We start from the raw sequence: 12,171 nt of genomic DNA, 5'->3' as shown, positions 1-12,171 counted from the left end.
AGGGCGGTCCCCGCGAGAACCGCGACGGGCAAGGATGATCGCGAAGATCGGGCCGTTGGACTTGCCTCGATGAAGGGCGGTCCCCGCGAGGACCGCGACGGTCCTCGCCCGGCCGCGCAATGCCGGCCTGGTCGAGCCTCGATGAAGGGCGGTCCCCGTGAGGAACGCGACAAGCAGCGCATGGGTCCGAGCGACCCGGCGACCCGGCGGCCTCGATGAAGGGCGGTCCCGTGAGGACCGCGACGGCCGAGGTGCGGCCGGTGCGCTTGGCCCAGACGATGCGCCTCGATGAAGGGCGGTCCCCGTGAGGACCGCGACAGGGTGTCACTCTATACAGGTGTGACCTGCGGCAATGCGATTGCACGCGAGGGGTCGCTCGGTGGGATGTCCTGGGCTGGCTGGCTTGGGTGTCGTGATCGCGCGCGTGGGCGTTGAACTGCTCGTGGTCACGTCATCCACGGGGTACCGATGTTGGTGACGGGTCGCCGCGCTGGGCGCGTCGTTCGGGCGCGTTGTCGCTGCCGAACCGGTCGATGGGGAAGCGCATGACACCGACGACATGACGCGCCGATAGCCATGCCTGAGCGGCCGTGGTGGCGAGGGTGTCGATCGTGCGGGTGGGTAGCGGGAGTCCCGCTGCGGCGGCGGTGCGTAGTTGGGCCGAGGCCAGGATGGTCCGGAGGCGTGCGATGCGCCACGGTTGGTGCCAGACGGGTGCGTAGAACCATTCGCGGCGGTTGCGGCCGAGGTGGCCGGTGGTGATGGCGGTGGTTCTGGTTCGCAGGGTGGTGGGGAGTTGGGAGATGCCCCATAGTGCGCACCAGGCGATGGCGTTGTCGGTGGGGCCGGGTGGGGCGAAGCCGGTGGCGGTGCGGCTGTCGGGCTTGTTGTTACCGGCTTCGTCGGTGATGGTGTCGCCGCGGAGGCCGTCGAGGATTTGGTGGGGTTTACGGGCGGCGACGGTGTCGGCGAGGCGGCGCAGCCGGGTGCCGACGATCTCCGATCCCTGGTTGCGGGGTTGCATGTCCAGTCGGCTGGCCCCGTCGTCCTGCAGTGGTTCGCCTTTGATGTTGTGGCGCCAGTAGGCGGGCTGGCCGAGCGCGGCGATCTGCTGGAGGTCGAGCCATCGGCGGTCGGTGGTGAGCGTGTCGAGCACGGTGTGACGGGCCTGTTGAAGCCGGGTCCAGTTCTCAGTGGTGCGGAGCTGACTGAGCCGGGGGCTCATGAGTCCGCGTGCAGTCCCGCCGAGTTCGATGTCCTGTTGGACCCATGAACCGTCGGCGGCGTAATGCTGGGCGTGCGCGTGGACGATCTCGGCGGCTGTGTTCTCGTCGGGACAGTCGGTGTGCAGTTGTGGCCGTGGACGTGCGCCGCTGGTCCAGTCAAGTCTGACCTCAACACCCACGTCGTCGAGGATGGCACTGAGGCCGTAGAACGCCATGTGGGACAGCATGGTGTCGGGGTTGGCGGTGTGCAGGGTGAGCGTCGTCATCGTCCCTCCGCTGAGGTCTGCCCGTCGGCGGCGCGTAGGAGCGCCTCGAGGTAGGCGCACCCCCACACGCCCCACTGACGGTGGGTGTGTTCAACGAGGTCGTCCCAACCGCCGAGATCGAACAGGTCGATCGCCACGTTGCGGAGGTCTGCCGGGTCGGCGGAGTGCATGAGTTCGGTGGCGGTGTGGGGGAAGCCGGTGCGGCCGTGGCCGTGGCTGGTGCCCACGAGCCGGGCCGCGAGCTGGGCGTGCGGTGCCGAATCCCCGGCGTTGACGGCTCGCCAGGATTCCACGACCGAACGTTGCTCGTGGCGCCATCGGCTGGGTACACCGCTCGCGTCGGCGTTGCGCCGCTGCTCGGCGGCGGTCACGTCCGGGTGTTGCTTGGCCAGTGCAGGACCTGCCGGGTCGGCGCCGAGGCGGGCCTGGAACCGGAGGTCGGCCTTGCCGTCGTCGTGGTGGTCACCGGCCACTCGCAGGGCGGCGACCAGCGCTCGGGGAAGGCCGAGGTGCTCGCCGAGCACCGTCGCTCGGACGCCGACGTCGCGCTGGTGGCAGTCCAGCGTGACCGGGTCGCTGCTGGTGGTACGGATCTGGCGCAGCTGTTCATCGGCTCCGGCGCGCCGGCGGTCGAGAACCAGCAGCCGGACGATCTCGCCGGCCTCGTCTTGGTGCAGTTCAATTTCGGTTTCCGTGACAGCGCGTCGAAGAAGTGTGGTCGCCTCGGCGAGCATCCGCACCCAGGGATGCGCGTGGGGCAGGTCCCGGCCGAGACCGGCGAGCAGGTCGGCGAGACCTCGGTGACGCCGGCGTTTCGGACTGGCGTGGTAGTCGTCGGTGAACGCGCTGATCAGGTGCTCGATCGTGTCACGGTGCGCACCCCAGATCGCCGGCTCCAGGCGGAGCGTCACCTGTTCCTGCCCGGTCGGGTTCGACGTGGTGATGACCTGTGACACGTCGTCGGCGTTCACGCGGGGCGCGCCGGCCGTCTCGTCGTATTCGACGAGGACAGGTGGGCTGAACCCGGCCTCCGGGCCGGCGGTCGAGCGGGTGAACACCCTCGCTGCACTGTCGATGACCACCAGGTCACCTGGTCGCAGGTCGACCCGGATCCGGCCGTCGTCGACCTGTGCAGTGAGCACGGTGATTTCCTCGCCTCGTATCCGGATCATCGGCGGCGTTGGTGCGGCATCGCCGCCGGACGTGCCGCCGGGCTGGGTCTGCCGCAGCAGCTCGGTGAGGACGGCCGACACGGTGCGGTACGGGGTCGCGAACACCTCTCGGTCTGCTGGGGGCATCGCCCGCAGCAGGCGGACGGCGTCGGTGACGTCGGCCGGTATCGCGTCGCGGACGACGACACCGACGGCGGTCTCGTCGTCGAAGCTGTCGGCGAGCCAGAGGTCGAGTTCCGGGGCTGCGGCGAGGTCGTCGCTGGTCCGCGCCCAGTGCCAGGCATCGGCGAGTTCCGGGCGCTGCCACAGGCTGCGACGGGGCGCCGCGGGTGGGGGCGGGTCCTCCCGGAGCGCCCACGGCGCCAGACCGCGCGGGTCAGCCGCCCGGCGTGTCATCCACTCCAAGGCGTCATGCAGGTCGTCGCCTTGGTAAGGACCCGACTGTGCGCGGTCGGTGAGCGTACGGGCATTGCCGAGCACTCGCACCGGTGCATGGCCGCGCAGTCCCCGCCGGTTGGCCCGTCCGACCCGCTGGGCTAGCGCGGAACCGGCGGCGAGTTCGGTCACGACCGCCGCCAGGTCGAGATCGACACCGACCTCGAGGCTCTGTGTCGTGACGATCACGTCGATGTCCGGGTTGCCTGCCGAGGTGAGCAGGCCAGGGTGCTGCTGGTCGAGCCGGTCGAGGTCTGCGGGTCTGGTCTGGCCGCAGACCATGACCGCCCGGAGCCCGGCACCATCGGTGCGGCGGTCGCGGAGCTGGTCGGCTACGGCAACCGCCATCGCTACGGTGTTGACGAAACAGCCGACCGTGTGCGGGAGCTCGGCACTGCGGTCGAGGGATGTGAGGACGTCGACGACCGCGTCGGCGACGGCTGTTGCAACCTTCCGACGCTTCGCGGGCGTGTCGGCCGGCCACTCCTGGATCGGGACGATTCGCACGGGTTTGGGCTGGGTAAGTCGGCGGGCGAGGACCGGCTCGTCGAGGTCTGCATCCGTCACAGACACGCTGGTCTGCCCGCTCTCGGCGCCATCTGTGCTGATGCCTCGTGGTGGCGTGGCGGTGGTCTCGACGACCTGCAGGACGGGCACCGGGACCGGTTCCTCAGCGACCGCCGCCAGTTGCGCTACTCGGCGGGTGGTGGTCAGGAGCTGACGTGCCAGGTGCGCCTCGTCGACCACGACGGCGGTGTCGAAGGCCAGCAGGCCCGCTTCCCGCGGCCAGGCTCGGCTGCTCGTGCCGTAGCCGCGGAACAACAGGCGGCTGCCGAACATGTCCGGTGTCGCGCATAGCACCGTGCAGGCGGTCGGATAGTCGCGCCAACTCCGGGACGGCACGGCACCGCCACGCAGCCGCCCGACGATCAGCGGGCTGGACAATCTGCCCGGGCCGGATTCGGGCGGCTCGGCGGGCCAGCGGAGCCTGGCCAGGATCGCGGCGACTTCGCCGAGGACGTCGTCGCGTCCCGGGTCCAGCAGGTCGGCAAGCCGGGACGCGTGCCGGTGCTGATCATCGACCAGCACTCGCCGCGGTACCACCATCGCGAGCCGCCGTGGCGGGCGGGGACCGCCCGACACTGCGGTCAGGGCGGTGGCGAACACGTGCACGTCGATCGCGGCGGTCTTTCCGGCGCCGGTCGGCGCGACGATCCGGTCCGGCCACACACCGGTGTCCAGGACGGCATCCAGGAGCCGCTCCTGCCAGTGGAACGGCTGCGGCGGTCCTCCCGGTGCCGGCAGGCTGCCGTCAGAGGCGTGTGCCGGCTCTGGCTGGTGGACGGAGGCGAAGAACGCGGCGAAGTCCTTGCGGTCAAGGCTCATCGCGGCACACCCGGCCGGGCTGCTGCAAGCGGCACGTCTGCGGCAACGATCGCGTCGAGCGGGGTCTGATCCGGGACGTCGAACGGCACCAGCAGCCCACCGCCGAGATGACGGCTCTGCCCGATCGCCGCCACCGTCCCCGCGCCGGAAAGATCGCCCAGCCACAGATGGGCGGTGTAGGGCCGCACCACCGCGTGGGTGTTCACCCGGTGCACGTAGCTGCCCACGTCGGTGGCTCGCACTGCCCGGACGTGCACGGCAGCCGCGCCCGCATCGGTCACTGCGGCGGCGAGGCGGCGGTAGTACACGTCGCCGCGCCCGTCGACGCGTGGCAGCAGGTCCTTCCACACGAACCCCAGCGACAACAACGCCGCGTGGGCGAACGTCCACTCAGCGCCGTCACGTGCGCCTCGCGTGTCGGGCACGGCGGCCGGCGTGGTGCGCCACAGCCGGACGTACCCGGCCTCCGGCTCCGCCCACAACGCCGCCCCGGACACCACTGACGGTTCGGCCTTGATCCGTGCCAGATTTCCCCTCGGGCCGCGCAATGAGCGCAGGTTGGCCACCGCCTCCGACAACACCGCCAGGTCCGCGGCATCGGCACCCGCCGGTACCAGCAACGCCAACGTCGACGGCGCGGCAAGGCCACCGGCGACAGGCATCGACGCGTCCAGCAGATGGATCGCCAGCCGGTTCGACGGCCGGCGCGTCCCGTCCGGGTACACGCCCGTCACCAGCGACGGCGCGCCCTCCCCGATCAGGCGGATCAGCGCCTGATGCGCCGCGACCGCCCACCGGACCCGGAACTGCTCACCGATCGCCCGGTCCAACGGCAGCAGGATCACCCGATCCCACGGCACCGCTGGCCGTGGCACGTCACGAGGCGCGTACCGCAACACGTCGACCCGTTCCCGGGGCGGTACCGGCGACAGCGACTTCTCATCGGTGCCGAACCGGTCCCGGCTTACCGACGGCCGGACCGCCATGCTGCGGTGCGCCGCCACCAGCTCGTCGGTGCGACCGGGCGCTGGGCTCAGCAGAGCGACTCGCCCAACGGTGAACGGCCCAGCCTCGACATCCAGCTCATGCGTTGGGGCGACGCCGCCGCCGACGCGCAGGCGTACCGGGGATTCGCTGGTGCCCAGGTAGCCCACATCCGGGCACAGGGCTTCCAACGCCGCCCGCACCACCGGTGGCGGGCTCTCGTCCCACGTCCACATGAACGGCCCGTCAGCGGCGACTGCGCCGTCCGGGCGCTTCGGTAGCTTCCTTGTTGCCAGCACACCGGACGTCTTCTTGACGGTCCCATCGTCCCGGTACGCCACCGCGGCGCTGCGGTTGACTGTCAACGCTGGTACCACCACACCGTCCGGCGGATGCTCCTCCAGCCAGCGCAACGCCACCTCGTCCGCCTCGCACGGCGCGAGCCCGTCACCGTCGGCCACCGCCCGTGGGCCGAACCCCGCTGCGCACAACAACGCCGCATGCAACCGGGCCACTGACGGCAACGGCTCCGGACGCCCATCCGGGCCTGCGCCCCGGTAGGTACCAATCGGCAACTCGCCCACGATCGTGAACGTCATGACGGCTCGTCTGCGTCTTCGACCGCGCCCGCCACGATCGCGGGGTTCCCGGCCACCTGCAGCACCACCCCGTCCCACCGAACCCCGGCCACCCGCTCGGCATGGGCCAACGCGCCCGCCAGCAGGGAGTCAGCGTCCGTCAGCGACAACGCGGTCAATGCCAGACGTTCACCGCTGCGACGGTCAAGGTCGACCACGGCCGCCGACGCCTCGCGCAGGTCGCAGTTCGCCCGCAAGTACAGCTCCGCGTCCGAACGCGCCAGCGCGTTCAACGCCAACGCCGCGAGCAGCGCCCGGCAGGCGGCGTCACCCTCAATACCCGCACCGAACCGGATCTGCCGCAACGTGGCGAAGCTCAACACGTGCGAGCGGATGATCCGATGACATGCCACCCCACCCAACGCCTCCAGCGTCGGCGGGATGCCACCCAGACCCAGCATCGACCCCGACACAGTCTTGCCGCCGCCGGCCGCCGTCTTCGCCGCCTTCGCCACCTTGTCCTGCAAGCCAGAACTCAACTCCGCCCGCTGGTCAGCCGCCAACTCCTTCAACGCCTTCTCACCGAGCAGTACCTGCATCCCGACCGGATCCACCCGCGCCCCACCCCGTACCGCCGGGACAGTATCCGCACAGAACCCGACAATCTCGCCCACCAACGCGCTGCGCCACCGGCCCTGTCGGTTCGCCCGGCTCGAATCCCACGAACCGAAAATCAGACTCACTGGACTCGCGTCCAACAACGCCCGGGCATTCGCGGGCGTCGCATCCCGCACCGTCCGGTACTCCGGCATCTGCGTCACTGGCACCCCGGCGATCGTCCCCGCCCGGATATGCCCATCGAACACCCGATGCGGCAACGACAGATCCGAATACTCCTCAACCACACCATTACGGGAATAGCGCACCACGACACGTGGAAGACGAGCCAACACGGGATGCCCATCGACCACCGCCTGCTGCAACGCCGCCTCGCAACGGTTTAGCTGGCTCTGCTTCGAATCGACGATCACCGCCTGCTGGACAGTCCCGTCCAGATATCGCTTCTCATAGGCGTACGCACCCTTCCGGTCACCATCAACCGCGAACTTCGCGGGCGCCACCGAAGCATGGGCACCACCCGCCGGCTCCAACTCCGTCACTGAGGTCAGACAGCTCCCACCACCCGGCGATGACGCCTCCAGCAGCAACGCAAGATCGATTTCAGTCATGCATGGACTCCTCGATAGACGCAGATCGTCACCTACGCATCGAGCGAGACAGCCGCTCGATGCGTAGCATCGGTCGCATTCGAAGGCACACTACGAGGCCCCTCTGACATTTCTGCCCCCCGATGGCGCTTCGAGGGCAGAGGGTCCCCCATATGGGCAGCAACTAAGGGCCGTTCGACTGAACCCGAAGGGACTACACCTGGACCGGCGCCCACACCTTCTGTGCCATCCGCAGCCACCTCGCCACCACCCGCAAACACCACATCAACGCCCTCGAAGCCCTCACCCGACTCCACAACGGACACACCTGGATGCCAACAACCATCCGAACAGTTACCAGCCTTGTCTGCTCGGCATCGACACAGGAGCGCGCCGTCGCCGATACGTTGGAGGCATGCTGCACCTGCTGATCGACACGTCGACATGGCTCGACGTGTCCAAGCGCCGGGACGGCCAGCGGTGGATCATGGCCCTCCGCGTGCTTATCCATCAGGGCGAAGTCGACCTGATGGTGCCCTCACTTGTGATCGATGAGTTCGAGCGCAATCGGGAGCGGATCGAGACCTCGATGACGACGAGCGTTGCCCAACGGTTCAAGCTCATTCGACAAGACCTTGACAACTACGGTGGTACCGGTAACGAGGACGCGCTCAGGGTTATCGAAGACCTTGCTCGGCACGTGCCCCTGATCGGCGCGATGGCAACCCGCAACTTCGATGATGTTCTGGAGTTGCTACGGGCCGGACGCCGTATCGAGCCGACTGCTGGGACCCGTTCTGCTGTGATCGAACGCGGCCTGGCAAAGCAGGCGCCGTTTCACCGGTCGCGTAACAGCGTTGCGGATGCTTTGCTGATTGAGTTGTATGCGGCTGCGGCCAGTGGTGTGGATCTTGCCAGCGAGCCGCACGCGTTCGTCACGTCCAACAGCGAGGACTTCTCACTTCCCGGCGGAGACAAGCGGCAACCGCATAGCGACATTGCCGCAATTTTCGCCGAGGGCGGGTCGGAGTACGCCCTCGGGGTTGACGGACTCAATCAGGTCCTCCTCGAAAAATTTGGTCCGGAACTCGAAGAGCTGTTCGCGGAGACCGACTTCACTGAAGAGCCGCGGCGCTTGGACGAGATTATGGAGGCGGAGAAGCAACTGTTCGATCGCGTCTGGTACCACCGCTCACTCCAACACGAATACCAATTGGAGGACGCTGGCGACCAGGCTGAGATCGAGCGTCTGCGCGCCATCGCTGGCCCGGGACGTAAACGTGTCGAGCAGGCCTACGCGCACCCGGGAGAACTCGGCCCCTACACCGACTTCGAACTCGGCATGCTCAACGGCAAGCTATCTGCACTGCGCTGGGTTCTCGGCAGCGAATGGGACTTCCTCGATACCTAGATTCCGACAGGAGCTTGGAGCAGGTAAACCGCGGTCGCTGACTGGACCGCGGGCAGCCGGGCCAGACCGCAGCCGGCGTGTCCGGAGATCATCGCTGCCGTGACGTCGGGGGTCGTCTCGGAGCCAGAAAGTTCCGACGTCCGGCGGGTTCTAGCGAACGAGACCCTCGAAGCAGCCCAGGCTGAACCAGCCGCGGTAACGCTGATGAACATGCACAAGTCCAAAGGCAAAGAGTTCGACGCCGTCATCATCGCCGAAGGCCAGTACAGCGCTCCACTCCTCGACCCCGGCTGGGAACCGTCACGAACACAGGCCGCACGCCGCCTCCTGGCGGGTAACGATCACCCAGGCCCGGCATGGCGTCGTCTTCGTCCGGCCGGGCGGAGCCATGCCGCTTGTTGTGCGCTTCCAGGTGAAACGCTTCGGCAGCGACAGCGCGCCCGAACGCCGAGCCATGAATCAACGCAGCACGCTCGATGTGGTCGGCCGAAGCCGCACGATTACGGATCACGGCCCAGCCATTCTCTAGCGCGAGGCCTCCATCGTCCCGGCCGTGAGCGCGGAGCCGTCGCATGCCACCCTGCCAGCGACATCCCCGGACGTGTCACCTGCTGCGTCAATTTGAGCGGCCTTGATCCGCAGCGTTGGAACCACCCTTCGCAATGGGCTTACGTCAGTGCTGCTCGCTGGCATTAGAATCTGGGCCCAGTCGCAGCTCCCGACGGAGCTGCCCTTCATTGAGGCGAGTCGAGCTGCCAGCGGGCGATCCTCAGGTGCGTGCCCGTCGCAGCTCCCGACGGAGCTACCCTTCATTGAGGCTCGGCGGCTGCGGTCTCCAGGTCCTGTGCCACGGTGTGTCGCAGCTCCCGACGGAGCCGCCCTTCATTGAGGCACCAGCCCGGCGCCGCTGTGGAAAGACTGCTGAGACGTCGCAGCTCCCGACGGAGCTGCCCTTCATTGAGGCTCCGGCGTTGAGCACTCATCGTTCTCGGGCTGCCGTGTCGCAGCGCCCGACGGAGCTGCCCTTCATTGAGGCATGACCGGCGTCGCCGACCAGCTCGCCGCCGCCGTCCGCCAGTCGCCGCTCCCGACGGAGCTACCCTTCATTGAGGCGTGAAGTCGGCGGCGGTGGCGCCGAGCTGGGTGGTCGCAGCTCCCGACGGAACTGCCCTTCATTGAGGCACCGGCGACAACGTCTGGGAGGACGTTATCCACGGCTATCGCAGCTCCCGACGGAGCTGCCCTTCATTGAGGCTGGGTGCGGAACGACTACGTGATCAACCTGGGCGCGATCTCCCATCGCAGCTCCCGACGGAGCTGCCCTTCATTGAGGCTCGCACTGGCGCATGGTCGTCAGCCGCGAGGACAAGTGTCGCAGCTCTCGACGGATCTGCCCTTCATTAGGGCATCACGATCACGCAGGTGGCGGTGCCCGCGAATGCCACGTCGCAGCTTCCGACGGAGCTGCTTTTAATTGAGGTATGTCGACGCCTTCGGTGGCGCAGGTTGGGCGGTCGTCGCAGCTCCCGACGGAGTTGCCCTTCATTGAGGCGCGTAGCCGGTGATAACCTGCTGGCCCTCGCCTTCAGTGGTCGCAGCTCTCGACGGAGGTGCCCTTCATCGAGGCCTGGGCAAGGACCGCACCAAGGCCCTCGACGCGATCAAGTCGCAGCTTCCGATGGAGCTGCCCTTCATTGAGGCAGGGATGACCGCGACATGATCCGCAACATCATCCGGGTCGCAGCTCCCGGCGGAGTTGCCCTTCATTGAGGCGTGGCGCTAGTGGTGCTGGGCTGGTAAGGACCGTAAGTCGCAGCTCCCGACGGAGCTGCCCTTCATTGAGGCTTGACGGCTTCACCGGTCGGTGCGGTCATGGTCGGGTCGCAGCTCCCGACGGAGCTGCCCTTCATTGAGGCAACCAGCCGTGGGGCGACACGATCGTCGGACACCCGCACGTCGCAGCTTCCGATGGAGCTGTTCTTCATTGAGGCCCGCCGTGTGCGCCGCGAAGCCGCTCAGCATGCCGACGGTCGCAGCTCCCGACGGAGCTGCCCTTCATTGAGGCCAGAAGCTCGGCTGGCCGGTTTCGATCGTGACGCGTCGCCTTTATCCGTAGGTTCAGGGTTCGAGTCCCTGGCGGCCCACTCGTTGACCTGCTCTTTTGCGCGTTCGGTCAGTCCTGTGTGGACGGTGGTTGCTCGTTGCGTGCTTCTTGGCGCTCTTGCCCTTCCGGGGGCGATTCGGACGGGATGCGTTGGCTTGACCTGCGGTTTCACGGTTCGCGGGCCGTTCCGGAGCGCGGAGTGTTGCGGATCGGGCCCCATGGTCGCCGTACTCGTTGCGCCGCTTCTTGATCTGCTTCCGGACGTCACGTGCTGCGGTGACGACGAGCTCAGCGGTCGCTGCGGTGGCTCGCCGTTGCGACTCGGGCAGAACGCTGGTGTAGGTGTCCGCGGTCAGCACGATGCTGGCGTGGCCGAGCTGGTCCTGGACCGTCTTGAGGTCCGCGCCGGCCTGGTGTGCGAGGGACGCGGCGCCGTGACGCAGGTCGTGCAGCCGGACCGGTGGCAGGTCGGTCGTGCTGCGGAGGCGGCAGAACCGGTGCGTGACGTAGTTCGGGTGTAGTGGGCGGCCGTCGGGACGGGTGAAGACGTAGCCGGTGCCCTGCCACCCTCGGCCAGCGGCGAGCCGCTCGAGACGTTGCCGGCGGGCGTGCTCACGCAGGACCTGGGCGGTGTGCCGGTCCAGGGCGATGACCCGGCGGCTGGCCGCACTCTTCGGCGGCCCGACGTACATCCGCCGGCCGGCACAGGTGATCTGCTGGACGATCGTGGCGGTGCCGTGCTGGAGATCAACGTCGCACCAGCGCAGTCCGACAGCCTCACCGCGCCGCAGGCCGCGCAGGGCGACGAGCCACCACAGCGCGTACAGCCGGTCGGCGGCGACCCGATTCGGAAACGTCGCGAGGTGGTGCGCGGTCCAGACGGCGACCTTCTCCCGGGTGCCGTGTTGCTGCCACTGCTCGACGCGTTCGCTGGTCCAGACGATGGGGTGCGGGCTGGACCGGCCGGGCAGTTCGACCCGGCGGGCGGGGTTGTCCGTGATCAGGTCATTGCGGATGGCGGCGTTCAGCGCGCCACGCAGCGTCGCCTGGATGCGGTGCAGGGTGGCCGGAGCCAGGGGTTTGCCGGTGCGGGTGGTCTGTTTGGCGAGGTCGGCGAACATGGCGGTGAGGTGCCGGACGGTGATCTCGGCGAGGCGGAGTTTGCCGAGGTGCGGGATGAGGTACTGCTCGACATGCTGGGTGTAGACCCGCAGCGTCGTCGGCCGGATCGACGTCCTGGTGGTCAGCCAGTAACGCAGCCACCGTTCCAGGGTCCAGTGCTGGCCGGTGAACCGCTCGAGGGACTGCTCGAGGACGCCGTCGCGGGCTCGGGTGGCGGCGGCCTGGGACGGGAACCCGCCGCGACGCACCTGGGTGGATCGGCCACGGATGTCACGGACC

6 protein-coding genes are annotated in these 12,171 nt (G+C 68.3%); 1 reads left to right on the top strand and 5 read right to left on the bottom strand.

Going from position 1 to position 12,171, the window contains the following annotated elements; genetic code table 11:
• Positions 1 to 451: 451 nt before the first annotated feature.
• From ABD332_RS07900 to cas7g, 4 genes are read right to left on the bottom strand one after another with little or no spacing between them, the layout of a single operon-like run.
• Positions 452 to 1,492, bottom strand: coding sequence for a hypothetical protein (locus ABD332_RS07900; protein WP_344501125.1), 1,041 nt, complete (start codon positions 1,490 to 1,492; stop codon positions 452 to 454).
• Positions 1,489 to 4,485, bottom strand: a complete 2,997-nt coding sequence (gene cas3g / locus ABD332_RS07895) for a type I-G CRISPR-associated helicase/endonuclease Cas3g (RefSeq protein ID WP_344501124.1) — start codon at positions 4,483 to 4,485, stop codon at positions 1,489 to 1,491. Before cas3g ends, ABD332_RS07900 begins: the two co-directional genes overlap by 4 nt.
• Positions 4,482 to 6,068 (bottom strand): type I-G CRISPR-associated protein Csb2, encoded by a 1,587-nt coding sequence (gene csb2, locus ABD332_RS07890; protein ID WP_344501123.1) that lies wholly within the window; start codon positions 6,066 to 6,068, stop codon positions 4,482 to 4,484. The genes cas3g and csb2 overlap by 4 nt, the downstream gene beginning before the upstream one ends.
• Entirely contained in the window at positions 6,065 to 7,276 is a 1,212-nt protein-coding gene (gene cas7g, locus ABD332_RS07885) for a type I-G CRISPR-associated RAMP protein Csb1/Cas7g (protein ID WP_344501122.1), read from the bottom strand. Before cas7g ends, csb2 begins: the two co-directional genes overlap by 4 nt.
• A gap of 394 nt (positions 7,277 to 7,670) precedes the next feature.
• Here cas7g and ABD332_RS07880 point away from each other — a divergent pair, with 394 nt between their 5' ends.
• Entirely contained in the window at positions 7,671 to 8,666 is a 996-nt protein-coding gene (locus tag ABD332_RS07880) for a PIN domain-containing protein (RefSeq protein ID WP_344501121.1), read from the top strand.
• 2,118 nt (positions 8,667 to 10,784) lie between these two features.
• Here the strand turns inward: ABD332_RS07880 and ABD332_RS07875 are convergent.
• Entirely contained in the window at positions 10,785 to 12,140 is a 1,356-nt protein-coding gene (locus tag ABD332_RS07875) for a tyrosine-type recombinase/integrase (RefSeq protein WP_344501120.1), read from the bottom strand.
• Between the last annotated feature and the right edge of the window lie 31 nt (positions 12,141 to 12,171).

This window comes from Dactylosporangium maewongense (assembly GCF_039531485.1).
Classification (GTDB): domain Bacteria; phylum Actinomycetota; class Actinomycetes; order Mycobacteriales; family Micromonosporaceae; genus Dactylosporangium; species Dactylosporangium maewongense.
This window is presented reverse-complemented; position numbering and strand designations above follow the sequence as displayed.